Here is a 26,002-nt window from a genome sequence, read left to right as displayed (position 1 = left end):
CCATCATACCCCCAGCACCTCGTGCAGCTTGTCGGTATGCGCCGTCAGCTGGCCGACGGCAAAACCCTTCACCACCTTGCCGTGGTCCATCAGGTAGAAGCGGTCGGCGATGCGGGCGGCGAAGCGAAAGTTCTGCTCGACCAGCAAGATGGTCATGCCGCGCTTCTTCAACGTCGCCAGCAACTCGCCGATTCGCTGGACGATGACGGGCGCCAGGCCCTCCGTCGGCTCGTCGAGCAAAAGCATCTCGACGCCGGTCCGCAGGATGCGGGCGATGGCCAGCATCTGCTGCTCGCCGCCGGACAGCTTCGTGCCCTGGCTGTTGCGGCGTTCCTTGAGGTTCGGGAAAAGTTCGAATATCTCCTCGACGCTCATGCCGCCCTTGGCCACGACCGGCGGCAGGATCAGGTTCTCGTCGACGGTAAGAGTGGCGAAGATGCCGCGCTCCTCCGGCACGAAGCCGATGCCCTGATGCGCGACGCGGTGCAACGGCAGGCGGATCAGGTCCTTGCCGTTGAAGGTGACGGAGCCGGTGCGCTTGCGGATCAGGCCCATGATGGCGCGCAGCGTCGTCGTCTTGCCGACGCCGTTGCGGCCAAGCAGCGTCACGGTCTCGCCGCGCATGACGTCGAGGTTGACGCCATGCAGCGCATGGCCCTCGCCGTACCAGGCGTGGAGATCGCGCACGGCAAGCAGCGGCTCATTCATGCTCGGTCCCCATGTAGGCGACGCGCACACGCTCGTCCTTGCTGACGGCGGCGTAGTCGCCGGCCGCCAGGACCTGGCCGCGCTGCATGACGGTAATCCAGTCGCAGAGATCGGCAACGACGGTCAGATTATGCTCGACCATCAGCACGGCGCGGTCTTTTGCCAGCGCGCGGATGATGCCGGAGATGGTGCCGACATCCTCATGCCCCATGCCGGCCATCGGCTCATCGAGCAGAAGCACCTTCGGGTCGAGCGCCAAGGTGGTCGCGATCTCCAGCACGCGCTTGCGGCCATAGGAGAGATCGCCGGCGAGACGATGCGCGGCGTCATCGAGGCCGACGATGGCGAGCAGCTCGCGCGCCCTCGGCGTAAGCCGATCCAACGCCGAGACCGGGCGCCAGAACTGGTAGCCCAGCCCGCTTGGACGCTGCAGCGCCACGCGAACATTGTCGAGCACGGAGAGGTGCGGAAAGATCGCCGATATCTGGAAGGAGCGGACGAGCCCCATGCGCGCCACTTTCGCCGGCGGCGTGCGGGTGATGTCGGTGCCGAGCAATTCGATCCTGCCGCTGGTCGGCTGCAGGAATTTGGTCAAGAGGTTGAAGATGGTCGTCTTGCCGGCGCCGTTCGGGCCGATCAGCGCATGGATCTTGGCGTGATGGACGTCGAGGTCGACATCCTTCACCGCGACGAAGCCGGCGAAGTCGCGCCGCAGGCCGCGGGCGGAAAGCACCACCCGCGGCATCTGGTCCGTGCTGTCCGGGAGGACAGCGGTGGCGGTGTCGAGCGTCACTTGGCGACGAGCGGACAGCCGCTGTCCTCGGCCTTCATGAAGGCCTTGTCGCCCGGAATGGTGGCCAGATAGGTGTAATAGTCCCAGTCCTTCTTCGACTCTTCCGGCTTCTTGACCTGGTAGAGATACATGTCGTGCACCATCGAGCCGTCGGCCTGCACCTTGCCGTTGGCGGTGAAGACGTCGTTGACCGGCATCTCATGCAGCTCCTTGGCAACCGCCTCTGTCCCGTCGGTGCCTGCCTTGTCGATGGCCTTCAGATACTGCGTCACCGCCGAATAGGTGCCGGCCTGGATCATGTTCGGCATGCGGTTGGTGCGCTTGAAGAAGCGCTGGGCGAATTCACGGCTCTTGTCGTCGCGATCCCAGTAGAACCCTTCGGTTAGCACCACGCCTTGCGCCGCCTGCAGGCCCAGCCCGTGCACTTCGGCGAGTGTGAAAAGGAGCGCGGCCAGCCGCTGGCCGCCAGCGACGATGCCGAATTCGGCTGCCTGCTTGATCGAGTTCGAGGTGTCGAGGCCGGCATTGGCGAGCCCGACGATCTTGGCGCCGGAGGACTGCGCCTGCAGCAGGAAGGAGGAATAGTCGGTGGAGCCGAGCGGATAGCGCACCTCGCCCAGCACTTTGCCGCCGCTCGCCTCGACGAGCTTGGCGGTCTGGTCCTTCAGCGAATAGCCGAAGGCATAGTCGACGGTGATGAAATACCAGCTGTCGCCGCCCTGCTTCACCAGCTGGCCGCCGGTGCCGACCGCTTGGGAGTGCGTGTCGTAGGCCCAATGGAAACCATAGGGCGAGCACTGCTTGCCGGTGAGGTCGGTGGAAGCCGCCCCGGTGACGATGTCGATCTTCTTCTTTTCCTTGGAAAGCCCCTGCACGGCCAGCGCCACGGACGAGGTGGTGAGCTCCATGATCGCGTCGACCTGCTCGGTGTCGTACCACTGGCGCGCGATGTTGGAGGCAATGTCAGGTTTGTTCTGATGGTCGGCGCTGACGATCTCGATCGGCGCGCCCTGCACCTTGCCGCCGAAATCATCGACCGCCATCTTGGCGGCCTCGACCGACCACTTGCCGCCGAAATCGGCATAGACGCCCGACTGGTCGTTGAGGATGCCGATCTTGACCTTGCCATCGGAGATTTCGCCAGCCGCGGCCGGCATTGCGGATGCCGCAAGGAGCGCGGCCGAGACGAGATAGGATGCTTTCACTTGTGGTTCCTCCCATGTGGCAACCACGGGAAACGCGGCTGCCTCGCGATGGTTCAACAGTTCCTTCGGATTTTGGATTGGAGCCTCGATCCCGCTCTGCCGCTCCTCCTCTCGCGGGCCCTCCTGTTTGCGGGCTGGGCCGCAGCGTGCCTTGGGTGCACGGGCGCGAGCCTAGCACCACATGTCGCGGGCCGAGAATGCTATTTTCGTAGCATGGCTATCGGCAGACCAGCGTTTACCAAAACAGACAGGCGACATGCAGGCTAAGTGATTGCATTGGCTGGCTTTTCCCACCCTCACGCTCACTTTTCGACGCCCGAGTGGAAAATTTATACTTTTCAACGGCTTGTCTTAAGTTTCTATTTTCTGCTCACCACGCCAGCCGCTTGCCGTCGCGAAAAAAGCCGCCGGTCGGACCGTCGTCCGGCAGGGTAGCGGCCCAGACGATGCCGGCCGCCCCTTGCGCGACCGGACGGCCGCCGGGGCCACCCATGTCGGTCGCGACCCAGCCAGGGCAGATCGCATTGACCAGGACGCCTGCACCGCGCAGCTCAGCCGCCAGGATGCGGGTCAGCGCGTTGAGCGTCGCCTTGCTGGTCGAATAGGCCGGCGCGCCGGCGCCCATCGAAGCGAGCGAGCCGCCTTCCGACGAGACGTTGACCAGCCGGCCGTGGCCGGAAGCGCCAAGCAGCGGCGCCAAGGCGGCAGCGACGCGCCAGGCGCCGAAGACATTGGTCTCGAATGCTTCGCGGATCACCGTCCAGTCGGGCCTGAGCGCCTGCGCCGAGGGGTCGTAATGGATGGCGGCGTTGTTGACCAAAACGTCCAGCCGGCCGAACCGGCTCTCGACCTCGGCGGCGGCGCGGTCTGCGGCCTCGGACGCGGCGACATCCAGCTCGATGGCTTCGACGGCGCTGCCAAGTGTCCTTGCCGCCGTCTCGCCCTTGGCGAGGTCGCGCACACCGATGAGCACGGTGAAGCCGAGTTCCGCAAGCTGGCGCGCCGTCTCCAGACCGATGCCGCGATTGCCGCCGGTGACGAGCGCCACCTTGCCGGAATGATCTGTGTTGGGGGTCATTGTTCTTGCTCCTGTTCGGTATGTCGGCAGCAAGATGGCATCGATCGGATCGAATGATTAGGGCGCGGAATTCGCACGCGTCGTGCGATTGGGTTCATGAAAGCTCCCAGCCGGGCACCGCCGCCTTCATCACAAGTGGGTGCTTGATCGCCAGGCGACCGTTGCGGCCCGCGCTTGCGAAGCGGCCATCCCATTCCACAAGAGGAAAGCGCCAGACACAATCCGGAAACAAGATTCAACAGTGGGGAAAAACTCCCGAAAAGAGCCGGTGTCATAACGGTACCCGCAGCAGCCGACCCACTACGGCGCGCAACAACAGACATTGATCCGAACCCAAGGAATGCCGATTATGAAAAAGACCCTTCTTTCCGCGCTCGGCCTCGCCGTCGCTCTCGCTTTCGCGGTGCCGGCGCTCGGCACCACCGAAGCCAACGCCGCAGCAATCACACCCGCTGCGACCACGACGACTGCCACGACCACTGCTCCGGCCTCGGCCACCGAGACGGCGAAGCCTGCCGCCAATGGCCCGCACAAGAAGCTCAGGAAGCACCACCGTCATCATGCTCGCAAGCATCATCACGTGAAGAAGCACCACGTGCGCAAGCACCATGTGATGAAGAAGCATGTTGCGAAGAAGGCCGCATAAGGCCTGACGCGTTGCGGCCTTCATGACCGGATGATCCGAGACCGCTTGCTAAGGGTTCAGGATCATCGCTTCCCGAAAACGCCGCCCTCCCTCCCGGGCGGCGTTTTTGTTTGCGGACTTAGTGGGCAACCCTGCAACCATTTCGGGATCATGCCTTACTTCTTCTGCGGGTGGATCGTCTCGCCGCGCTTCAACATCGCCACCAGATCAGCAATCTTCTTCTTGCGGCCGGCCTCGGTCTTCATATTGTGGACGCGGAAGGCGAGCGCGAAGCGGTTCTGTGCCGAAAGCTTCTCCAGCACCGCTTTCGCCTTCGGTTCGGCATCGATCGCGGCCTGCAGGTCGGGCGGGATGGTCATCTCCTTCGATCCGCCATAGGCGCGGTCCCAGCGACCGTCGGCCTTGGCGGCCTCGACCTGCTTGAGGCCATGCTCGGTCATGCGGCCCGCCTCGATCAGGCGCGCGGCATTGTCGATGTTGATCTTGCTCCAGATGCTCTTCCTGCCGCGCGGCGTGTAGCGCTGCAGGAAACTCTTCTCGTCGAGCGACTTGCGCACCGCGTCGATCCAGCCGAAGCAAAGCACGACATCGATCGCCTCCTTCGGCGTGATCGAGGCGAGACCAGAACCGACCTTGTGGATCTTGATCCAGACTTCGCTTTCGCTGGCGTGGTTGTCGGCAAGCCAGGCATAGAAGCTTTCGGCATCCGCGAATTCGCGCACCTTGCCCGGATCGACCTTGATGGGGGCCATCGTTGTTTCTCCTTGCGCGGCGCCGAAGCTGCTAATCTCCCCTCTCGTGGGGGAGATGGCCGGCAGGCCAGAGGGGGGCGCTGTCCCGCCGACCGACAATGACGTTCGTTCTATCCGATCGAGATGAAACTGAAAGGTCGCATTCCTTCGCCCATTTGCCCTGCCGGGCATCTCCCCCACAACAAGGGGAGAGATCGGCTGAACCGCCATCGGAGGCGCCGATATCACCATCGGTTTCTTCCGTTTCCGCTTCGCGCGGCGACCTGCCAAGCCATGTCCATGCAAAGGAAAGGCATGGACATGGAGAAGCAAAAAATCCTGATCGCCGGCGGCAGCTCGGGCATGGGGCTGTCGCTCGCCAGGCGATGCCTTGAGGAAGGCGCGCGCGTCATCATCGCCGGGCGCGGCGAAGCGAAGCTGGACGCGGCGCGGGAAGGACTGGGCCAGCCGGGCACGCTCGAAACAGCCGTGGTCGATATCAGCCGCGAGGATGAGGTCGCCGCACTGTTTCAGCGCATCGGCAGGCTTGACCACATCGTCAGCACGGCGGCCGATATCGAGGGCGCCTACCGGCTGTTGCCCGAGATCGAGCTTTCAGCCGCGCAAAAGGTGGTGGAGAGCAAGTTCTACGGGCCGCTTTTGCTCGCCAAGCACGGCGCGCCGAAGCTGCCGCCAGCCGGCTCGCTCACCTTCGTCTCGGGCATTGCCGCCCACCGGCCGGCGGCGCGCGGCGCGGTCGTCGCCGCCGTCAACGCCGCATTGGACGGGCTGGTGCGGGCTTTGGCCGTCGAACTGGCGCCGATCCGGGTCAACGCCGTCTCGCCCGGCTGGGTCGACACGCCGATCTGGGAGTTCGTCGCCGGCGACAAAAAGGACGACACGCTTGCGGCGATGGCGAAACGACTGCCGGTGGGTCGGGTCGGAAAGCCGGAGGACATCGCCGACGCAATCCGCTTCCTGATCGGCAATGGCTTTACGACGGGAGAGACGCTGCATGTCGAGGGCGGGCATCGCCTGGTGTGACCAAGGCGAACCCCTCCCCTAAAGCGGTGAGCAGTGCCTTAAGCGCCGGCGGCTGGACGCGCCGGCGGCGCCAGATCATCACCACGTCCGCCGAGCGGACCGGCCCAGGCCAGGCAAGCTCGGACACCTCGCCGCGATCGATCGCGGCGACGACCGCGATCCGCGGAACGAGACCGAAGCCGGCGCCGGCCGCCACCAGCCCGGCAATTGCGTCGATGCTGCCGGCTTCGGCGGCGAGGTTGGGATTGCCGAGGCCTGCTTCGGCGAATGCCTTGTCGACCATGGCGCGGTAGACGCAGCCTGTCTCGGTGGCGACGAAATGCTTCTCGGCCAGCGTCGCCAGATCGACATCCGCGCGATTGTCGCCGGGCGGCACTATCAGCGCCAGCGGCTCGACCGCCACGACGCGCCTGGCAAGGCGACGGTCCGTCTCACGGGCATCGATCTCAATAGCCCGCTCGAAGCAGAAAGCGACGTCGATCTCGCCGTCGCCCAGCCTGCGCAGCAACTCGCAGCTTCCGGCTATCTTCAGCTTGATGTCGATGTCCGGATGACCGGCGCGGAAACCGGCAAGCCAGCCGGCCAGCCTTGCCGAGGCGATCGTCTCCAGCGTGCCGATCGACACTGTGCCGGCCGTCCCGGCCCTCGTGGCATCGATGGCCGCCCGCGCGTCGCCGGCGAGCGCCAGCAGCTCCTCGGCATAGGGTTTCAGCGCCTCGCCGGCCGGCGTCAGGGAGAGCCCCTGCCGCGAGCGGGTGAAGAGGCTGGCGCCAAGCTCGGTCTCCAGCGCCTGGATCTGGTCGCTGACGCTCGACTGGGCGAGATTGACCTCCCGCGCCGCGCGCGTGACGTTGCGGGTACGCGCGACCGCCAGAAAGGTCTTCAGCAGCCTGGGATGCACCGGCGCTCCGTGCCTACTGCAGCTGCGGCTTCTTCAGGAAGGAATTGCGATCGGCGGATTTGACGCGCAGCCAGGTCTCGCGGCCGTCGCGCACGACGCGCAGCGGAATTTCCGCACCGGCCGGGTTCTGCCAGAGTTTTCTGTAGAAATCGGCCAGACCATCGACTTCGCCGTCGCGCACATCGGAGATGATGTCGCCCTGGCGCAAGCCCGCCTGTGCGGCCGGGCCGCCTTCGGCGACGCTCATCACCACCACCATGCCGTTCGACTCGGCCGAGAAGGCGCCGAGCCACGGACGCGGCGCCTTCGCCGCCTGGCCGCGCTTGATCAGATCGTCGAGGATCGGCGTCAGAAGATCGATAGGCACGACCATGTTGATGTCGGCCACCTCGCCGGCGCGGCTCATCTGCAGGCGCAGCGAGCCGACGCCGAGCAGCTTGCCGGCGCGGTCGAACAGCGCGGCGCCGCCCCAGGACGGATGCGCGGGCGCCGTGAAGATCGCCTCGTCGATCAGATACTCCCAATAGCCGGCGAATTCCTGCTTGGTCACGATGTGGGCATCGACCTGCTGGCCGATTCCGTCGGCGAGCGTCACGGCATCGCCGATCTTGGCTTTCCTGGCATTGCCGAGCTGGACCGCCGGCAGGCCGAGCGGCGACAGCGCCTGCACGAGGCCGAAGCCGGTCTCCTGGTCGTAAGCCAGCGCATGCGCGGCCACCACACGGCCATCCTGGTCGGTCAGCCACACTTCCTCGGCCTCGGTGATGAGATAGCCGATGGTGAGCACCAGCCCATTGTCGCGGATCACCACGCCGCTGCCCTCGCGGCGCGTGCCCAGCGCATTGGCGGTGAAGGCGTCGTCCGGAACCGTGGCTCGCACGGCGATTACGGAGCGCGAAATTTTCTCGATGGTCATCGATCCATCCTGCATTGCGGGTCTCTGCCTATAAGTATGGCCGAAGGAGCGCCGTGCAAGGGCGGATTTCCCCTCGCCCAAGCTGGCATAAGCGCTAGTTCAATGAAGATTGAACTTTTTTCTTTGACGCGCGCGGAACCGCACCTAAGTCTATCGGCATCCGTGGCAGATGCCGCCCTTCACGAAACACAAGGCCTTCAACATGAACCAATATGTCCCGCCGAAAGTCTGGACCTGGAACAAGCCGAATGGCGGTGAGTTCGCCTCGATAAACCGGCCGATCGCGGGCCCGACGCATGACAAGAAACTGCCGGTCGGCAAGCATCCGCTGCAGCTCTACTCGCTGGCCACGCCCAATGGCCAGAAAGTGACGATCATGCTGGAGGAGCTTCTGGCGCTCGGGCACAAGGGTGCGGAATACGATGCCTGGCTGATCAAGATCGGCGACGGCGACCAGTTCGGCTCGGGCTTTGTCGAGGTCAATCCGAATTCGAAGATCCCGGCGCTGATGGACCATAGCGAGCCAAAGCCGGTGCGCGTGTTCGAATCCGGCTCGATCCTGACCTATCTCGCCGAAAAGTTCGGCGCATTCCTGCCGACAGAACGCGCGGCGCGCGCGGAAACCTTCTCATGGCTGTTCTGGCAGATGGGCTCGGCGCCTTATCTCGGCGGCGGCTTCGGCCATTTCTATGCCTATGCGCCCGAAAAGATCGAATACGCCATCGACCGCTTCGCCATGGAGACCAAGCGGCAGATGGATGTGCTCGACCGCCGGCTGGCGGAGAGCGAATATCTCGCGGGCCCCGACTACACGATCGCCGACATTGCGGTCTGGCCCTGGTATGGTGGGCTCGCCAAGGGCCGCAGCTACACCAACTCCGCCGAGTTCCTCTCGGTGCACGAATACAAGAATGTGCAGCGCTGGGCCGACGCGATCGACGCGCGGCCTGCGGTGAAGCGCGGCCGCATGGTCAACCGCATGTCCGGCGATCCGGCCTTCCAGCTGCGCGAGCGCCACGACGCCAGAGACTTCGAGACCAAGACGCAGGATAAGCTGCAGGCGGCGGAGTAATGTAATCTCGCCTCGTGCGGGAGATTGGCCGCCCCGTTACCTCCCATATGTGTATGTCACGGTCGCCTGGCCGAGCGCAGAGCTTTTAGCGGCGACCGAGATCATCTCCGGCAAGGGGTTGGCCGGTATGCGCAATGTCTTTTCACCCAGCGCATAGAGCGTGAAGACATAGTGATGGTCGCCGCTGCCGGGCGGCGGGCACGGGCCGAAATAGCCGGCGCGACCGACGCCGCCTTTGCCCTGCACGGAGCCCTTGGGCATGCGCTTGCCGCCCTGCGCGCCGGCGCCTTCGCGCAGACCCTTGGCGCTCGCCGGGATGTTCCAGGCCAGCCAGTGCCAGAAGCCCTTGCCGCCATTGGCATCGGTGTCGAACATGGTCAGCGCGTAGCTTTTCGTTCCGGCCGGCGGATCCTTCCAGGCAAGCGCGATCGAGACGCTCTGCCCGCCACAGCCGGCTTTGTCGCCGAGATATTTCGCGTCCCATTTGCCGTTCGACACCGACGGGCTGGATATCTCGAAGGCCGCCGCCTAACTGGCGAAGGCGACAAGGGCAAGCAAAGTGAAGCCGAGGCGCAAGGTCATCTGATCCTCCCTGAATGACGCAGCGTAGCCGAAAAGCGGCCCGAAAAAGGGCAAGCTAGCGCGGCCGCCTGCCGGGACAATGAAAAAGCCCCGCCGGTGGAGGCCGTCGGGGCTCTTTCGTTCGGACCGTAGAGGTGGGACCCCACGGCCGGGTCGATCCAGGGGGTTGGATCGATCGCGACACTAGCCGAGGAATCGGGCGCGCGGACAATCACGCCTGCGCACGACCAATCACGCCTGCGCGAGTGGACGGCCGGCTGCTGATCTCTCCTTGAGGATCAGCCCCGCAGCAGCTTTGCCAGTCTCGGCACGCCTTCGTTCACCGCGCGGTCGTCGGCAAGCGTGAATGACATGCGCAGCGTGTTGCGGCCGGTGCCGTCGGCGTAGAAGGCGTTGCCCGGCACGAAGGCGACGCGCGCCTCCTTGATCGAGCGCGCCAGCAGCTCGGTGGCATCCGTGCCTTCCGGCAGCGTCAGCCAGACGAACATGCCGCCGTCCGGACGGTTCCAGGAAATGCCGGCGGGCATGTCGGCTTTCAGCGAGGAAAGCAGCGCATCGCGGCGCTTTCGGTAGGCGCCGATCAGCTTTTCCACCTGGGCGTCGAAAATGGTTTCGGCGACGCGATGCATGACCATCTGGTTGATCGAGGGGCTGTGCAGGTCGGAGGCCTGCTTCATCAGGACCAGCTTTTCCACCACATGGCGCGGCGCGCAGACCCAGCCGACGCGCATGCCGGGCGACAGTATCTTCGAGAAGGAGCCGCAATAGAGCGTGCGCGCATGATCGATGCCGCCGGTGCGGGCGCAGTCGAGCGCCAGGATCGGCGGCTCGCCCTCCCCGTCGTAACGCAGCGCGCGATAGGCGGCATCCTCGATGACGGCGATGTCGAGCTCGCCGGCGAGGTCGAGCACCGTCTCGCGCTGCTTGGTATCCAGCGTATTGCCGGTCGGATTGGCGAAATCCGGCACCAGATAGGCGAACTTCACCTTGCCGCCATTTGCCGCCGCTGCCGCGCGATAGGCTTCCGGCGTCATGTTGCCGCCGGCGGGGTTCAGCCGGTCGTAGCGCGGCTCATAGGCGTTGAAGGCCTGCAGCGCACCGAGATAGGTCGGCCATGTCACCAGCGCAGTGTCGCCGGGGGACAAAAAGAGCTTGCCGAGATAGTCGAGCGCCTGCTGCGAGCCGGAGGTGATGAAGATGTTGCCGTCGTCGCACTGAACGCCAAGCTTGCCCATATAGGCGGCCAGCCATTTGCGCAGCGGCAGGAAACCCTCGCTGACCTGGTACTGCAGCGCGGCGCCCGCCTCCTTGCCGCCCAGCACGGCCTGGTAGGCATCGCCGATAGCTTCGGCCGGAAACAGCGACGGGTCGGGAATGCCGCCGGCGAAGGAGATGATGTCGGGCTGGTCGAGCAGCTTCAACAGCTCGCGGATTTCCGAAGCCTTCATGCGCGAGGAACGCGAGGCCAGAAGGTTCAACAGGGTCAAGACGCACCTCCCGCAGCGTGCTTCTATTTAGGTCAGCTTAGTTGACCTATTATCAGGCCTGGCCTTTCGCGTGAATACACAAAACGGTCATGGCTCATCGTCCAGGCAACATTTGGCCCACAGATTTTCGCAAATGCTAATGAAAAGCCATTGCACGCTCGGCAAGGCCAGCGCACGATTATGACCAGAAACTGGAAGTTGATAGAAAATCAATCCGGAACAAATGGGGGAACGCGTATGACGCTCGAGGTCATCGGGGCCGGCTTTGGCCGCACCGGCACGTGGTCGACTTTCGCCGCGCTGAACAGGCTCGGCTTTCCGAGCTACCACATGCAGGAAGTCATCATCAACAAGGCCAACAAGGGCCATCTCGACTTCTGGCGCAAGGTGGCGAACAGCCCGCCCGGCGCGCAGCATGACTGGAACCGGGTCTTCGCCAATTATCGGGCGACCGTCGACAATCCGGGCTGCTGCGTATGGCGCGAGCTGATGGCCGCCTATCCGGAAGCCAAGGTGCTTCTGACGCTGCATCCGCGCGGCGCCGAAGCCTGGTACGACAGCACCATCGACACGATCTACTTCACCGAGAATGTCTGGCAGTTTAGGGTGCTGGAATGGCTGACGCCGTTCGGCCGCAAGTTCGGCGACATGTCGCGCAAGCTGGTCTGGGGCCGAACGCTGAAGGGCGTGATGAACGACCGCGACAAAGCGGTGGCGCGCTACAATTCCTATGTCGACGAGGTGAAGGCGGCGGTGCCGCCTGAGAAGCTGCTTGTCTTCAAGGTCAGCGACGGCTGGGCGCCGCTCTGCGATTTCCTTGGCGTCGCGATGCCCAACGAACCCTTCCCTAATCTCAATGACCGCGCCAGCATCAAGAAGATCATCAACGAGATGATCGTGGGATCTTATCTGATGCTTGCCGGCGTGGCGGTCCTGATCGCGCTGGCCATCGGCGCCCTGTGGTGGTGGCTGGCGTAGCGGCCACCCGGATCGGCCTGCCAGGGCCGCGGCGCTCCGGCTCCGGCGGCCGCGTGATTAGAACGGCAAACGGATCTCGTCAGGCTCGGTCCTGTCAGGCCAGCCGATGTCCTTCTGAATCTCCGTCGGCAGCTCGTTAAGCTCGCGCGCCGTGCGGCGGCGCTTGCTGGCCTGCGCGAAGGCGGCGCGGATTCGGTTGAGACTTTTGAACATGAAAAACCTCCTAAATCAGCGGCGGAAAACCGGTGCCGCCTCTTCCCGGCGTCGCTTTTGCGATGCGTCTGTAACCGGTGGATTGCGCGCGAACGGTGAAATGCTTCACGAAGCCGGAACGGCTTGAAACATATGCATGCAAATTAGTTTGTGGGATCGGCCCCGCGGCCTGCGTGAAAATTGAGAGCTTGCGTGGCCTGCAATGTCAGACGCTTGGGCTCGTCGCCTGATGGGTTGATTCATCTCCCCGAGAGGACCTTGAGGGGAGATGGCCGCGGAGCGGCCAGAGGGGTCGTCTCACATTGGGCGTCGACCTATAGCGGCCATGAAAGCCTCGCGCTCCACGCCCGCCATATACCGTTTTCGCGGAAGTTTCAGCCGGCTGCAAATGTGCCATGGTGACGTCTGCGGTACGAGGCCGCCGTGGTCGACGCGGACGCCCAAGCACATCCCCAACAATGCGCCCCCAACGGCCGCGTCGACCATGAACGGAAATGGTAATGGCGACCTTGCCCTAGGTCACCGTTTTTCGACCGGCCCGGCTTTTAGTCAGCCTTGGATGCCGGCGTATTCGGCGACCAGCGGCTCATATTCCTCGAAGGACGGCAGCGCTTCGTAGCTGTGCACGGCCGCCGTCGCCGCCCAGGGCAACTTCTCAGATGTCCAGGTCTCGATGAAGGGCGCGAACCACGCATGGTCGTCGAGCATGGTCGGGCGCAGGTTGACGAACCAGTCGACCCCCTCCGGCCGCGTGAACATCCAGGTCATGCAGTAGCCGCAGAAATAATGTTTCGAGGCGCCATGCAGGCCGCCGACCACCGGCTCGCCCTTCGTCACCTCGAAACCTTCCGAGGGGATCGCCGCGCTCAGCGAATAGGCGCTGGACGACATCGACTGGCAACCCGTGCAATGGCAGGCCATGGTGAGCAGCGGCTTTGCCGAGATTTTCAGGCGCACGCGGCCGCAGCGGCAGCCTCCTTCGGCGGGAAGAGAAAGACTTGGCAAGATGGGCTCCTGGGGTTGGGTGTTCTCCCTTCTCCCCTGTGGGAGAAGGTGGATCGGCGCGATAGCGCCGAGACGGATGAGGGGTGTTCCTGGGGAGTGAGACGCTGGCATTCCCTGGAACACCCCTCATCCGGCCGCTTCGCGGCCACCTTCTCCCACAAGGGGAGAAGGGGAAGGCGCGCTCAGCCTTCGATCAACTCCGCCGTCGTCGCCATCCGCACGCCCTGCCCCGCGAAAGCCTTGTTGTGGCGGGCAATGATGTCTGGCGCGTTTTCCTCCAAGGAATCCAGCGTCGAATGCGCGTCCGAAACCACGGTGACGCCAAATCCCTCGGCAAAGGCGCCCTTCACGGTCGCGGCGACGCAGAAATCAGTCTGGGCGCCGAGGAGCACGACGTCCTTCGCGCCGTGTCCCGCCACCCATTCAACGAGTTCGGGATTCGAGAAGGCGTTGCCGACGGTCTTGCCGAAGGTCGGTTCGTGGGCGGCCTGACCGAGCAGCGGCCACACCGGCCAACCGGAAGCGCCCGGCGCCAGCGGATCGCCTTCCGGTCCGTCATGGCGGATGAACGCCACTTTGCGGCCGGAACGCCCTGCCCAGTCGATCAGCCGACGGGCACGCTCGGCGATCGTGTCGGCGTCATGGATCGGCGGATCGAACCGACCGTCGAACATGCCGGTCTGCAGGTCGATGACGATCAGTGGCGCGGCGGCGGAGGGGGCGGTTCCTGGCATGGCGCGAAGATAGCGTGGGTGGGGGGCGGGTCAAGGACGAGGTACAACACACAAGCGATCTACAAACAATCTTGAGTTGCTCACGATACAACTATCGTCACCAAAGCAAGGAGGGAAGATGATGGAACAACACACCGTGTTCCTGATCGGGGCAGGCACACAGGGCGATGACGAGCAGGCTGTCTTTACGCTGCATGATGCGAGGACAAAATGCCGACTCATCTGCAGTTATCAGGACAAGGTTATCGAGGCCGAAGAGGACGACTATTTCGAAGCGCTGTTCCAGATTCGCCTGCGCCTTGAATTGGATGGACTGCTGCCTTTCTGTTACGGCGCCAGCGGGAGAGTCTACCCGGAAGGAACAGTGATCGAGATGAGCCGCGGACTAATTGCCTGCAAAGCAAAGATGGGGCAGCCGCCGAAAGGGACCGATCTGGTCAACATCTTTGCCGACGGCCTCGATGTGGTGCCTGTCTTTCCACGAATGCAACAGGAATGCTGGGACGCCTGGCTCGCTTCATTGCCTTCCTGACGAGAAGCATCGATACGCCAACCCACGGGATTTTGCGTATGACTGCCACTGATCCTGATTGGCCTTTTGACGATCCGCCAAATGTGGCCGTCATTACGATTCATCAGATAATCAGGGGCGAGCACATTGTAGATTGCGTTACTCACGACGACGATGATGGCGCTTGGCAGTTCCTGAACCGAGCTGTCGATTTCAAGATGGCCGATGCCATGCTCATCGGGCTGTCTGAGATGGTGAAATTCGATAGCTCGCTCCGCGAACTCTGGGACCTTCCTTATGGCTGGTGCGCATGGCGGGAAGGCAAGGGCCAACCGTGGCACCGCGCGCGGAAAGAGCCCGAGGAGGAATGATGGCTTGCAGGCATCAGGCCCAGAGTTCGTCATCGTAGGGCGGAGCAAGAGGCGATCGTCACGCCGGAACGCGGTGTGCGCGGCGGGCGCTGTGTTCGACAACATCGCGCTGGCGGCCGATCTGGCGGGCGGACCGGAGTAGTCGCCAACCGTTTCCGACGCTCCTCGGATCGGCCATGCATTATGGATTCGCGCGGGTGGCGGCGACCAGCTTGCCTCGCACTGCCGAAGGCCGGCGCAAATTCTGGCAGTAGGCGCTGATGCGCTTCATCTCGGTGCCCTCGCTGCCGCCCAGGGCGCGGGTCCAGCGGCCTCGTGAGTTGACTCTGTCAGATCGGCCGCAGCCTGTTACCCGATCCCGCCGGTGATTGTGAAGGTTCCCTTGCAGGAACCGTCGGGCAGGCGCGCGATGGCCGTGACGATGGAGCCATAGGCGCCGCGCCAGACGCTGTGGAAGCCTTGATGGGTCGTGGCCGGCACGATCGCGCGACCGGTGAATCGCTTAGCGCTGCCTTGCATGGAAACCGGCTCGCCGTTGACGTGGACTTTCACCACCGCCGCGTCGCCGGTCTCCAGCGCGATCGCGATCTCATCGGTGTCGCCGGCGCGGGTCGTCTCAGCCGTGAGCGTCAGCGTGAGCGGGGGATCGCCAACACGACTCGCCGCGCCCCTGCCCTCGAACACATCATCGGCCAGCGCCGGCGTGCGCGGCGGAACGGTGCGGCGCCTTGTGGAGCGCTCGTAATCGCCGGCGATCGTCAGCAATGCCACGTCGTCATAAGCCTTGCCAGCGAAGGTGAGGCCGACGGGCATGCCGATATCGGCCATGGTGCCCATCGGCACCGTCACCGTCGGGATGCCGAGATGCCGCCAGACCAGATTGCCGTTGGCGACCCAGGTGCCGTTTCGCCAGGCAAGCCGGGCGGAAGCCTCGTTGATGTCGGCATCGGCCGGACCGACATCGGCGACCGCCGGCAGCACCACGGCGTCGAGCCGGTTGGCATCGAGCCAGTCTTCGAAGTCGGCGCGGCGCGTTGCTTCCAGGCCTTTCAGGCCCGCCTCGATGGTGGGAATGTCCGCAAGCGACGCCACCCCGCGCTTCGCTCGTTCGACATACTTCGCCAGATCGAAATCGGCCTCGCCGTAACGGTCGCGCAACGTGCCCGGCGGCTGCGGGAAGATCTTTGCGCCGTCGACCGAAGCGAGATCGGGGATCGCCGGATCGGCATTGGCGCGCAGGAAATCGTCCCAGGACCAGATGGACAGGTCCCAGATCTCGCGTTCGGCGAATTCCGGCGGCACCAAGCCGCGGTCGACCATCGACAGCGCGCCCGGACGGTCGCGTTCGTAGTTGGAGACGACAGGGAAATCGACCTCGACCACCTCGGCGCCGAGTGATTCAAGGTCGCGCGCCGCCTGCCGCCAGAGCTCAAGTACTGAGGCGCGGGTCTCGATCGGGCGCTCCGCGCCGTCATCCTTGCCGATATACATTTTCGGCACGCCGAGCCGCTTGCCCTTGAACGCACCCTGCACGGCAAGCGTGGTGTAGCTCGCCGGCCGCAGCGCCGAGGCTTTCGGGATTTGCACCCAGGGCTGCACGCGCCAGAAATCGCCGCGCGTCTCGGCATCGTCGGCGACGATGACGTCGAGCAGCTCCAGCATGTCGGGAATGGTGCGCGTATGCGGCACCACCACATCCATGGTCGGCACCAGCGGCCAGTTGCCGCGCACCGAGATCACGCCGCGCGAAGGCGTGTAGGCGACCAGCGCGTTGTTGGAGGCGGGCGCGCGCCCGGACGACCACGTTTCTTCGCCGAGCCCGAAGGCGGCGAAACTGGCTGCGGTCGCGGTGCCCGAGCCGTTAGAGGAGCCGGAAGCGAAGGCGGCGGTGAGGAAATCCTTGTTGTACGGACTTTCGGCCCGACCATAGACGCCGCGCTGCATGCCGCCATTGGCCATCGGCGGCATGTTGGTGAGGCCGATCAGCACCGCGCCCGCGGCGCGCAGCCTGGCGATGGTGAAGGCGTCCTCGTTCGCCGTGAGATGCTCGAAGGCCGGCGACCCGGCGGCCACCGCCAGCCCCCTGGCCTTGTAGCTGTCCTTGGCGGTGTAGGGGATGCCGTCGAGCGATCCGAGCGTCTTGCCCTCGCGCCGGCGCCGGTCGGATGCTTCCGCCTCTTCGAACATCTTCGGGTTGAGGATGGGCACGGCGTTGAGCGCGATGCCGTGGCGGTCGTAATGGGCGATGCGCCGCAGATACGCAGCGACAAGCTCGACGCTGGTGACGGTGCCATCTTCCAGCGCGCGGCGCAGATCGGCGATCGAGGCTTCGACGAGGTGGAGCATGATGGCGAGCGAATTCCCTTACAGAAGCTGCGTTCCGTCACACCCCCCTCTGCCCTGCCGGGCATCTCCCCCGCAAGGGGGAAGATTGGATGTCGCGACGGCTTCGCCAATCGGCGACGCTGCAGAGAGGGTGCCGTCGCAGGAACTGCCAATCTTCCTCCTTGCGGGGAGATGCCCGGCAGGCCAAGGGGGGCTGTCCAGCCGGCCTGTCAGGTAATCCAAGGGCGCTATTCATTTTTCCGGACGAATGCCCGCCTCTCGCCCTCGTGCTCTACGCTCAACCCACCAGTCATTCTGCCAATCCTCATAGCCGAGAAGCGAGCCCTCCATGCGATCGAGGGCTTCGTTCCAGCCGGTCTTGGCGGAGACTTTCGATGCCAGCAGATATGCGTCTATTCGCCATTCTTCGCAGGGGAGTGCGAAGAAGGCGCGTCGCCATCTTTCGAACTTTGGGAAGCGGGCGCGCTCGGCCTCGGTGAAGGGCGTGTCGATTATGCGGCGCACCAACCGACCCGAACGGACGAACGGGTCGAAGCGGGCCAGCATTTCCGTCAACCACTCCACCGGATAGGCGTCTTGGAACACCGCCAGAGGCTTGCGACCTTCAAGCATCAGCGGCAGCTCGAAATTCGTGTGAACGAGATACGGTGTCTCGCGGATTGGATGCCAGGGCTCGATGCGATTGAGCCTCGGATCAAGCTCGCGAGGTGGGATGCATATCGCGCCCAGCCTTTGAATATCTCCCGGGTCCAATTCCCATGAGCCTGATAGTTGTGTGTTGTCGCAACCCAGAACCGCGCCAAGCTTTTTCAGGTCCAAGACCCGGATTCGAGCCTCAGCGATAGCCGAACCGGTCGCAGGATCGATCTGCTGCAGGACAAAATAAGTGGATTCGGCAGTGTTGCTCATGCGGCGACGATGGCTGCTCGGAGAGTCCTTGTACAGGTCTCCTTCTGACAGGCGCCGTTCGTGGCGCCCCATCTCCTCTGCCGGGCATTTTTCCCCACTTGGGCGAGATTGGCTGTCGAGGCCGCTTTTCGCCCACCTCTAACGTCACACTCACTCCGGCGCCCCGGCAAACAGCACCGTGCCCTCCCCGCCCGCCGCCGGCCAGTCGCGGATGGCGCGGTCGATGCCGCCGGTCAATAGCGTGCCGTCGGCGGCGAAGGCGACCGCGTACATGGGACCAGTGCCGGGGTCGAATTCGGCGATCTCGGCGCCGGTGTCCACGTTCCAGATCCGCGCGGTTCCGTCGAGCGAGACGGAGCCGAGGCGCTTGCCGTCGGCCGACAAGGCCAGCGCATAGACCGTGCCGGAATGCCCCTCGAAGCGGCGGACCTCCTTGAAGGTGTCGAGGTCCCAAAGCTTTATTGTGTAATCGCCGCTGCCGGTCACCGCGTGGTGACCATCGGCCAGGAAGACCGCGCCATAGGCGCCTCGCTCGTGGCCGAGCCAGCTGCGCAGTTGCTTGCCCGCAACGATGTCCCAGAGTTTCAGCTCACCGTCGATGCTGCCGGTGAGCGCCCTGGTGCCGTCGGGCGAGATGGCGACGGAACTCACCGACCAGTCGTGGCCCGGCAGCACATGCAAGACCGCTCCCTTCCCCAGGTCCCAAACGACGACGGAACCGGTGTCGTGACCGCTAACGGCGAGCTTGCCGTTCAGGCTTATCTTCAGTTGCCTGACGCCGCCGTTCGCCCCTGAGGAGAAGACGTGCAGCACCGTGCCGTCGGATAGCTGGCGCAGCACGATTTCGCCGTCGTCGCCGGCGGTGAGCACGGTCTTGCCATCGGGCATGAAAAGCGCGCTGCGCGCCATGTCCTTGTGCTCACCAAGGTCGCGGATCAGCCGCTTGCCCTCGATATCCCAGAGCTTGATTATGCGGTCGGTGCTGGCGCTCATGATCTGGTGGCCGTCGGCCGACACCGCCAGCCAGACGACGGCGTCGCGGTGGCCTTCCAGCGCGGTCGGCTGGGCCGGGGGCGCCGGTGGAGGCGGCGCCACCGTCTGCGGCGGCGTTGCGGGAGCGAGCGCCGTCTGCTGGGTTGGCTGGACCGGCTCTGCCGGCTGGGCAGGCCGCGGCGGCGCGGACTCGGCCGGTGGAGCGGCTGTCGGCGCCGGCTGAACGGGAGCCGCAACCGGCTCGGGCAACGGGGGCTTTGCAGCCTCTTGCTGTGCGGGTGCGGGCAAGGCTGGCTCGATGCTCGACTCGGGCGTGGTAGGTTTTGCGCTCGCCTCCGGCTCGGGCCTCGGTTTGGGCGATCGAGGCGCCGGATCTGCCGGCACGGTGGCGACTTCCTTCGCCGGTTCGGCGCCCGGCGCCCGCCAACCGAACTGGTCGGCGACGATGACGATCAGGGCCAACAGCGGCAAAGCGAGCTCTGCGCGGCGCAGCCGCGGATGGCCGGCCGGCGCGATCCCGGCGTCGCGGCCGAACAAAGGGGCGGCCGGATCGTGCCTGACGGCGCCCGGCAGCAGACCGGCGAGGATAAGCAGCCCGGCAAGGACCGACAGCACGCCGGCTGCGCCGAAGACTTCCAGGCGCGCCGTCGCTGGCGGCCTGCCGTCCAGCGCCGCATAGAGCTTGGCGAAACAGGCAATGCCGACGATCAGCATCGCCAGCGCCAGCAGCCTTTCGGTCGATCTCTTCATCGGTCTCCCCCATCGCCCCGCCACGTTGCAACCGGCGGCAGCGGGCCGGCCCCGGCATCCTAGCCGAGCTTGCGGCCAAGGCTAAGTGCAAGACGTCACACAGCTTCGCCGGGCGATATCCTTCGCATCCGGTTCCGGCCGGCGCGGTCGCCCACTATTGGGCGGCGGCTCTATCAGTAGAACGCTATCCCGGGAGCAGAACAGCCCGCTGGAGCCGGTGATTGACAGAAATTGCCTATGTGAGATTATCCGCCGGGGATTTCTAGGAGAGCAATCTTATGAAGAAGACTTACGAGAAGCCGGTTTTGATCCGCAAGGGTAAGCTTTCAGCGGTTGTGGCGGGTTCGCTGCCTTCGCCGGTTTGATGAAATCATCGGTGCTTTTGCCGACACTGATTAACGGGGGAAATTTGGGATGAAAAAGATTTACGAGAAGCCGATTCTCGTCCGCAAGGGCAAGCTTTCGACGGTGGTGGCAAGTCCGTCGCTCGCCATCACCAATGGCGCTACCTGACGATATAATTTCAGTGCAGTAGCAGGAATACGCAAAGGGGAAGCGCTTGCTCGGGCGTTTGCTTGATGGCAGACGTGCGTATGAGATCATGCGGCGGAATTTTCGGGAGAGCGTGGATGAGGAAGACCTATGTGAGGCCGACGCTGGTCAAGAAGGATAGGCTTTCGGCAATCACCGCTAACGGCGCAGCTTCCGTCGTATTCTGAGCCAAAGGCGCCTTGCACAGGCCTTCAGGCGGCGCGGGTTAGTCTTGCTTGAGAACTCGCAAGAATTGCCGTGCTTTGGCCGGCATATGTCAAAGCGCCACGATCAGATCGTCGAGCACGGCCTGCCAGTGGTGTCTGGTGGAGATGCGGACACGCGTCACCGCCTGCAGCATGGGCGCGTATTGAACCGGTGCTAGCGCCGACAGCGCGATCTCATCGCTGGCGATCAGCTCCTCCCCTAACCAGCTTTCGACAAGCGCGGTCTCGCCTTCCGAGGCCAGCCAGGCCGCGGTCAGCATCACCGAGTGGAAGCCGAAGGGTGTGGCGCGACCGAACTCGGCCGGATGGCCGCTGCTGGTATAGGCGATGTAGGCGCCCGAGACATTGCCGTTGACATAGCCCTCGCTGTTGGCGGTGTGGTCACGCGCCATGGCGTTGAGATTGCGCCAGTCGAGCCCGGCATGGCCGGACGGCACCTTGCACAGGCCGCGCGGGGTTATGTCGTCGAAGCCGATGGCGTTGAGCGCAGCGTCGGGCGCGAGCGCGCCGCGCGCCAACAGGCCGAGATCGACCGGGTAAGCCGACAGCTTGAGCCTTCGGTCGAGCCCCGAACCGGCAATGACGATTTCATCGGCCTCGACGCCGAGCGGGAAGCGGAAGGCCGCGTCGGCGGGCAGCGCCCGGCTCTCAAGCAACTGACCCTTGGCCTTGACCGACAGCGTGACGCCCGTCGCGGCCGGCGTCCTGCCGTTCAACGTCCGCCCCGGCGCGAGCCCGACCGGCTTCGGCAAGGCCTCGCCGGCGAGGCCGACCATGGATCCGGGGGCATCCGCGATACGCACCGCCTGGTCATGATTGGCGCTGCTGGCGCGCCAGCCGGACGGCACCGAGACGGAAAAGCGGTAGCTGCCGGGCCGTTGGATCGCCGCGCTGCGGCGCTTCGACGACGTCGGGAAATTGGCGAAACCGGCGGCGTTGCTGCGCGCCGAAGCCAGGAAAATGCCGCGCTCGTCATAGAGCCGCACCACGATGCCCGCCATCGGCCGGTCGGCTTGACCATAGGTGCCGTCGCCGTCGACATCCATGTAGACGAAGGACGAGAAGTTGAGCTTGCCGGATGTCGGCGCCCACGCGGCGCGCGGCGCGTAGTCGCCCGCCGGATCGGGATTGCCGCGCGCCCTGCGGCGCTTGCGGCGCCGGCGCAGCGCGATCGCAATGAGAGCGATGGCGCCGGCAAGGACAAGGGCTGAGATAAGCGCGACGAGGGCGGTGTCAGCCATGGCGGAGAGGCGATGGCTGGAGATCGCCGTTCAAGACCGCGTGCATGAAATTGTCCCCCCATCCAAGTTTGCAGCAGATTAGCGTTGGGCATCGATGCCGCAAGTCATTGCGATGGACGAGTCAGGATTGAGATGCTGGCGGGACAGCGCCAGCTTTCCCTTCTCACCTTGTGGGAGAAGGTCAGGTTGCCAACTCCACCCAGACCGGCGCGTGGTCGCTTGGATTGTCCCCTCCCCGTACTTCGCGGTCGATGCCCGCCCCTTTCAGTTTTCGAGCGAGCTTCTTCGACAACAGAATGTGGTCGAGCCTCAGGCCGGCGTCGCGTGGCCAGCGGTTCCGGCGATAGTCCCAGAAAGTATAGAGCCTCTCCTCCTTGGGAAAAACCTTTCGCAACGCGTCTGTCCAGCCCTGCGCGATCAGCGCGGCGAAGGCGGCGCGGCTTTCGGGTTGCACCAGCGCGTTGTCGTCATAGGAGCGGGTCTCATAAATGTCGCGCGGCTCGGGCACGATGTTGAAGTCGCCGGCGAGCGCCACCGGCAGGCCGGTGTCGAGGAGCTCACCCGCATGCGCGGCAAAGCGGTCGTGCCAGGCGAGCTTGTAGTCGAATTTCGGCCCCGGTCGAGGATTGCCGTTCGGCGCGTAGAGGCAGGCGATGACGACGCCGTCGACCGCCGCCTCGATGTAGCGCGCCTGGCGGTCGGCATTGTCGCCGGGCAGCGCATCGCGCGTCAGCACCGGCTCGGCGCCGCGCGCGAGGATCGCGACCCCGTTCCAGGTCGGCTCGCCCTTCCACACAGCGCCATAGCCGGCGTTGGCGAGCCGGGTCAGCGGAAACTGCGTGTCGCGCGCCTTCAACTCCTGCAGGCAGACGACGTCGGGCTTTGCCTTGGCGAGCCAAGCGAGCAGGTTGTCCAGCCGGGTGTTGATGTTGTTGATGTTGAAGGTGGCGAGTTTCATCAAGTCCGTCGATATTCAGGTGATGCCGGCCTGCAAATGGCGGCTTCCTGCGCTTCCGGTGCTCACGTACTTTAGGTACGCTCCGCTCCGGTTCTCGGAAACCACCCATTTTCGACTCGGCCTGACCTGAATCTCGGCAGACTTGGCGGCGTAGTCAGTCCGTCATCCGGATTTTGATCGTCTCCGCCACCGTCTTCAGATGATCGCCCGCCGTAAAACCCGAGATCGCCTTGCGTGGTTTCAAATCATGGTCGCCGTCCTCCAGCCAGATCACCTCGACGGCAGGAGAAAGGCCGTAGGTCGCGACTTCCTCCTTGGTGCCAAACTCGTCGCGCGTGCCCTGGAAGATCAGCGTGGGCGTCTTCAGGTTGATCAGATGCTTCGTCCGCAATTGCTCCGGCTTGCCCGGCGGATGGAACGGATAGCCGAGGCACACGAGCCCGGCGATCTCGCCCTTGGCGAACATCTCGTCGGCGACCATGGAGGCGACGCGGCCGCCCATCGACTTGCCACCTATGATCAGCTTTCCGGTCACGCCCTTGGCGCGCAGATCGGCGATCGCCTTCACATATTCCGGGTTCACCGTCTCGGCGCGCGGCGGCGGCTTGCGATGGCCGTAGCGGCGCGCGGCCATATAGTGGAACTCGAAGCGTGCGACTTGGAAGCCGGCGGCCGCGAGCGCTTTGGCGGTGGTGGCCATCGACGCGGAATCCATCGGCGCGCCGGCGCCGTGGGCGAGCAGGACGGTGACGGGAGCGGTGTCGAAGCCGTCGAAGAGGAAGTGGGTCATGGGAGCGCCAATCTCTCCTTCTCCCCTTGTGGGAGAAGGTGGCCGAGCGAAGCTCGGACGGATGAGGGGTGCTCCAGCTTGGCGGATACGCCCTTCAATACTCCTACTTGCGACAAGGTCACCAACGTCTCATTCCTTCCAGCACCCCTCATCCGTCTCGGCGCTGGCGCGCCGATCCACCTTCTCCCACAAGGGGAGAAGGAAAAGGCGCTCACCCCGCCGTGCGCGCCATGTGCAGGTCCACGAACTGGATTCCCTTCTGCGCAGTCCGCGCCCATTCGGACTCGGCATCCAATTCCAGATAGCGGACCCACAACCGGCGGGCCTCCATCAGATTACCCGCATCGAATTCCAGCCGAGCCAGGTTGAACACCGGATCGGCATAGCTCTTGTCGAGCGCAACAGCCTTCTGAAGGTGCCTTCGCGCCGATGCCACCTTGCCCTCGTCGCTCATCAGGCCGGCGAGGTTGAACCAGGCTTCGACGAAACCCGGATCGAGTTTTATCGCGCGGGCATAATCATGCGCGGCTTCGGCAACCCGGCCGGCGCCGCGCAGGCAATTGGCGCGGTTGAAGGCGGCAATCGCATCCTTGGGATCGATCGCCAGGCAACGCTGGTAGAGCGCGGCCGCATCGTCGTGGCGCCCCTCCTCTTCTGCCATTTCGGCCTCGGCGAACAATTCCTCCAGCGTGTCATCCTCGGGTGAACCGAGGTCGAACAAAAGCTGGCCGTCGAGCTCGCTCCTGCCTTCGTCGAGATAGATCGCATCCGGGCGGCCATGCTGCGAGCCGAGATTGAGCGATTTTGCCGTGAGCGAGGCGACCGGGCCGGAGCGATGCACGGAGCGCGCGATCGCGCCCCAGCTGGCACCGCTGGCGATCAGCCCGGCATATTTGCGGGCCAGGATCAGGTCTCGGAAGGAGTAAGGTTCGCCATCATGCTCGAAGGCGTCGAACAGTGACAGCATGTCGAGATCGTCGCCGCCAAGCCGCGACTGGTCGACGAGCGATTGCCTGGAGAGCGACGAGGCATCGGGCGCCTTCATCAGTCCAAGCAGGCGCAGGAAGCCGTTCTCGCTGATGAGTTGGCGGCCTGCTTCGCGCTCCGCTTTCACGCGGCGCTCGATCTCGGCATCGCCGGATTTCGCCGCCTTGGCGAGAAGCGCGCGGCCGAACACGACGTGCGTGGTGCGGCGCGTGACGCCGCGCCTCAGCTCCGCATGGCGGCGCCCGACCTCGCGGGCAGCGAGCCGCAATGGAAAGGCGGCCAGCGCGCCGACGACGCCGAAGACGGCGCCGGGAACGATCACTGGCCCAGCATTTCCCGTCACTTCTTGCTCTTGCCGACGGCCTTCAACAGGTTCGCCTTCAGCGGGTTCTCAGGCGCACCGCCCGCGGCCGCCTTCTTGGACGGCTTCGCCGGCGCTTCCTCGGCCTTGCTCTTCGACTTGGCCGGGGGTTTCGCCTGCTGCGACAGGCTCGCCTTCAGCGCATCCATCAGGTTGATGACATTGCCGCGCTCGGGCGCAGCCGCGATGATCGGCTTGTGGCCCTTCAGCTTCTCGCGGATCATCGCCATCAGCGCCACCTCGTAGCGATCCTCGTAGTTCTTCGGATCGAAGTGGGTTTCCTTCTGCTTTATCAATGCCTGGGCCAGCTCGAGCATTTCCGGATCCGGCTTGCCGGCCGGGATGTTGCCGAAATATTCAGCCGTGCCGCGCACTTCGTTGGGGTTTCTCAAGGTGCAGACGAACATGCCGTTCTCGCGCGGACCGATCGTCACCACGCGCTCGCGGCTGGAGAGCACCAGGCGGGCGATCGCCAGCTTGCCGGACTTGCGCATCGCCTCGCGCAGCACGACGAAGGTCTCCTCCGCCATGGCGCCGTCGGGCGCGAGATAATAGGGCGCGTCCTGGTAGATGACGTCGACTTCGGCCTCGTCGACAAAGGCCTCGATGTTCATCGTGTGGTTGGATTCGATCCTGACCGCATCGAGATCGGCGTCATCGATGATGATGTACTGCTTGTCCTCGTACTCGTAACCGCGCACGAGGTCCGAACGCTCGACAAGGCCAAGCTCGGGATCGACCGGTTTCATGTTGATGCGGTTGTGCGTCTTCTTGTGCAGCTGATTGAACGAAATGCGCTCGCTCGCGCTGGTGGCCGGGTAAAGCCGGACCGGACAGCTGACGAGGCTGAGCTTGAGGTAACCTTTCCAACTTGCCCTGGGCGCCATGATGAACTCCTACGCGGCCATGCACTGACACTATGTTGGAGCATGGT

28 protein-coding genes are annotated in these 26,002 nt (G+C 64.5%); 8 read left to right on the top strand and 20 right to left on the bottom strand.

The genetic code is table 11. The features are described from left to right. Positions 1–3 precede the first annotated feature (3 nt). The 4 genes from LB520_RS09130 to LB520_RS09115 form a co-directional block, all read right to left on the bottom strand. Positions 4–708 carry an ABC transporter ATP-binding protein gene (locus LB520_RS09130; RefSeq protein WP_224637275.1) on the bottom strand — a complete coding sequence of 235 codons (705 nt, stop codon included), beginning with the start codon at positions 706–708 and terminating at the stop codon, positions 4–6. Further along, positions 701–1,453, bottom strand: a complete 753-nt coding sequence (locus LB520_RS09125) for an ABC transporter ATP-binding protein (protein WP_224544796.1) — start codon at positions 1,451–1,453, stop codon at positions 701–703. Before LB520_RS09125 ends, LB520_RS09130 begins: the two co-directional genes overlap by 8 nt. Before the next feature lie 44 nt (positions 1,454–1,497). After that, a complete protein-coding gene (locus tag LB520_RS09120) occupies positions 1,498–2,706 on the bottom strand; it encodes an ABC transporter substrate-binding protein (protein WP_140840649.1) in 1,209 nt (402 codons plus the stop codon). 370 nt (positions 2,707–3,076) lie between these two features. After that, positions 3,077–3,784, bottom strand: a complete 708-nt coding sequence (locus LB520_RS09115) for an SDR family NAD(P)-dependent oxidoreductase (RefSeq protein ID WP_224637274.1) — start codon at positions 3,782–3,784, stop codon at positions 3,077–3,079. A gap of 349 nt (positions 3,785–4,133) precedes the next feature. Here LB520_RS09115 and LB520_RS09110 point away from each other — a divergent pair, with 349 nt between their 5' ends. Then, a complete protein-coding gene (locus tag LB520_RS09110; protein WP_224637273.1) occupies positions 4,134–4,430 on the top strand; it encodes a hypothetical protein in 297 nt (98 codons plus the stop codon). A gap of 155 nt (positions 4,431–4,585) precedes the next feature. Here LB520_RS09110 and LB520_RS09105 read toward each other — a convergent pair whose 3' ends face one another. Further along, positions 4,586–5,182 carry a YdeI/OmpD-associated family protein gene (locus LB520_RS09105; protein ID WP_224637272.1) on the bottom strand — a complete coding sequence of 199 codons (597 nt, stop codon included), beginning with the start codon at positions 5,180–5,182 and terminating at the stop codon, positions 4,586–4,588. 294 nt (positions 5,183–5,476) lie between these two features. On the opposite strand from LB520_RS09105, the gene LB520_RS09100 reads away from it, so the two are divergent. After that, entirely contained in the window at positions 5,477–6,205 is a 729-nt protein-coding gene (locus LB520_RS09100; protein WP_224637271.1) for an SDR family oxidoreductase, read from the top strand. Here LB520_RS09100 and LB520_RS09095 read toward each other — a convergent pair. Both LB520_RS09095 and LB520_RS09090 read right to left on the bottom strand, forming a co-directional pair. Next, a complete protein-coding gene (locus LB520_RS09095; protein WP_224637270.1) occupies positions 6,156–7,106 on the bottom strand; it encodes a LysR family transcriptional regulator in 951 nt (316 codons plus the stop codon). The two genes, LB520_RS09100 and LB520_RS09095, sit on opposite strands and share 50 nt — an antisense overlap. Positions 7,107–7,119: 13 nt before the next feature. Then, the gene (locus LB520_RS09090) at positions 7,120–8,022 is read right to left on the bottom strand and encodes a S1C family serine protease (RefSeq protein ID WP_140840637.1); all 903 of its coding nucleotides are present in this window, start codon (positions 8,020–8,022) and stop codon (positions 7,120–7,122) included. 202 nt (positions 8,023–8,224) lie between these two features. Here LB520_RS09090 and yghU point away from each other — a divergent pair, with 202 nt between their 5' ends. After that, entirely contained in the window at positions 8,225–9,094 is an 870-nt protein-coding gene (yghU, locus tag LB520_RS09085) for a glutathione-dependent disulfide-bond oxidoreductase (RefSeq protein ID WP_224637269.1), read from the top strand. 36 nt (positions 9,095–9,130) lie between these two features. Here yghU and LB520_RS09080 read toward each other — a convergent pair whose 3' ends face one another. Continuing rightward, entirely contained in the window at positions 9,131–9,592 is a 462-nt protein-coding gene (locus tag LB520_RS09080; RefSeq protein ID WP_224637268.1) for a YbhB/YbcL family Raf kinase inhibitor-like protein, read from the bottom strand. A 362-nt stretch (positions 9,593–9,954) separates the two neighbouring features. Beyond that, a complete protein-coding gene (locus LB520_RS09075) occupies positions 9,955–11,124 on the bottom strand; it encodes a PLP-dependent aminotransferase family protein (RefSeq protein WP_224637433.1) in 1,170 nt (389 codons plus the stop codon). Between the two features lie 276 nt (positions 11,125–11,400). On the opposite strand from LB520_RS09075, the gene LB520_RS09070 reads away from it, so the two are divergent. After that, positions 11,401–12,141 (top strand): sulfotransferase family protein, encoded by a 741-nt coding sequence (locus LB520_RS09070; protein ID WP_224637267.1) that lies wholly within the window; start codon positions 11,401–11,403, stop codon positions 12,139–12,141. A gap of 57 nt (positions 12,142–12,198) precedes the next feature. On the opposite strand, the gene LB520_RS09065 is transcribed toward LB520_RS09070, so the two are convergent. From LB520_RS09065 to LB520_RS09055, 3 genes are all read right to left on the bottom strand, one after another. Beyond that, positions 12,199–12,354: a DUF1127 domain-containing protein gene (locus LB520_RS09065; protein ID WP_095768360.1), complete on the bottom strand. Its 156-nt coding sequence runs from the start codon at positions 12,352–12,354 to the stop codon at positions 12,199–12,201. 549 nt (positions 12,355–12,903) lie between these two features. Beyond that, positions 12,904–13,359, bottom strand: a complete 456-nt coding sequence (locus LB520_RS09060; protein WP_224637266.1) for a GFA family protein — start codon at positions 13,357–13,359, stop codon at positions 12,904–12,906. A gap of 182 nt (positions 13,360–13,541) precedes the next feature. Further along, entirely contained in the window at positions 13,542–14,093 is a 552-nt protein-coding gene (locus LB520_RS09055) for an isochorismatase family protein (protein ID WP_224637265.1), read from the bottom strand. A gap of 121 nt (positions 14,094–14,214) precedes the next feature. On the opposite strand from LB520_RS09055, the gene LB520_RS09050 reads away from it, so the two are divergent. Both LB520_RS09050 and LB520_RS09045 read left to right on the top strand, forming a co-directional pair. Continuing rightward, positions 14,215–14,625 carry a hypothetical protein gene (locus tag LB520_RS09050; RefSeq protein ID WP_224637264.1) on the top strand — a complete coding sequence of 137 codons (411 nt, stop codon included), beginning with the start codon at positions 14,215–14,217 and terminating at the stop codon, positions 14,623–14,625. Next, entirely contained in the window at positions 14,589–14,975 is a 387-nt protein-coding gene (locus LB520_RS09045; RefSeq protein WP_224637439.1) for a hypothetical protein, read from the top strand. Before LB520_RS09050 ends, LB520_RS09045 begins: the two co-directional genes overlap by 37 nt. Positions 14,976–15,323: 348 nt before the next feature. Here LB520_RS09045 and LB520_RS09040 read toward each other — a convergent pair whose 3' ends face one another. From LB520_RS09040 to LB520_RS09030, 3 genes are all read right to left on the bottom strand, one after another. Further along, positions 15,324–17,321 (bottom strand): amidase, encoded by a 1,998-nt coding sequence (locus LB520_RS09040; RefSeq protein ID WP_224637262.1) that lies wholly within the window; start codon positions 17,319–17,321, stop codon positions 15,324–15,326. 231 nt (positions 17,322–17,552) lie between these two features. Further along, a complete protein-coding gene (locus tag LB520_RS09035; RefSeq protein WP_224637261.1) occupies positions 17,553–18,230 on the bottom strand; it encodes a hypothetical protein in 678 nt (225 codons plus the stop codon). A 150-nt stretch (positions 18,231–18,380) separates the two neighbouring features. Continuing rightward, a complete protein-coding gene (locus LB520_RS09030) occupies positions 18,381–19,973 on the bottom strand; it encodes a WD40 repeat domain-containing protein (RefSeq protein WP_224637260.1) in 1,593 nt (530 codons plus the stop codon). 414 nt (positions 19,974–20,387) lie between these two features. Between LB520_RS09030 and LB520_RS09025 the strand changes: the two genes are divergently transcribed. After that, complete coding sequence (locus LB520_RS09025; protein WP_140840615.1) at positions 20,388–20,486, top strand: putative RiPP precursor; 99 nt, start codon at positions 20,388–20,390, stop codon at positions 20,484–20,486. A gap of 116 nt (positions 20,487–20,602) precedes the next feature. Then, on the top strand, positions 20,603–20,692 hold the full coding sequence (locus LB520_RS09020) for a hypothetical protein (protein WP_095768352.1): 90 nt from the start codon (positions 20,603–20,605) through the stop codon (positions 20,690–20,692). 89 nt (positions 20,693–20,781) lie between these two features. On the opposite strand, the gene LB520_RS09015 is transcribed toward LB520_RS09020, so the two are convergent. The 5 genes from LB520_RS09015 to LB520_RS08995 all read right to left on the bottom strand — a co-directional run bounded on the left by LB520_RS09015 (position 20,782) and on the right by LB520_RS08995 (position 25,955). Then, positions 20,782–21,972, bottom strand: a complete 1,191-nt coding sequence (locus LB520_RS09015; RefSeq protein ID WP_224637259.1) for a hypothetical protein — start codon at positions 21,970–21,972, stop codon at positions 20,782–20,784. 181 nt (positions 21,973–22,153) lie between these two features. Beyond that, entirely contained in the window at positions 22,154–22,930 is a 777-nt protein-coding gene (locus LB520_RS09010) for an exodeoxyribonuclease III (protein WP_224637258.1), read from the bottom strand. 154 nt (positions 22,931–23,084) lie between these two features. After that, complete coding sequence (locus LB520_RS09005) at positions 23,085–23,720, bottom strand: alpha/beta fold hydrolase (protein ID WP_224637257.1); 636 nt, start codon at positions 23,718–23,720, stop codon at positions 23,085–23,087. A 211-nt stretch (positions 23,721–23,931) separates the two neighbouring features. Continuing rightward, entirely contained in the window at positions 23,932–25,029 is a 1,098-nt protein-coding gene (locus tag LB520_RS09000; RefSeq protein ID WP_411969870.1) for a tetratricopeptide repeat protein, read from the bottom strand. Between the two features lie 17 nt (positions 25,030–25,046). Beyond that, on the bottom strand, positions 25,047–25,955 hold the full coding sequence (locus LB520_RS08995) for a Ku protein (RefSeq protein ID WP_201414768.1): 909 nt from the start codon (positions 25,953–25,955) through the stop codon (positions 25,047–25,049). Positions 25,956–26,002 lie beyond the last annotated feature (47 nt).

This window comes from Mesorhizobium sp. CA12 (assembly GCF_020165255.1).
Taxonomy (GTDB): Bacteria; Pseudomonadota; Alphaproteobacteria; order Rhizobiales; family Rhizobiaceae; genus Mesorhizobium.
This window is presented reverse-complemented; position numbering and strand designations above follow the sequence as displayed.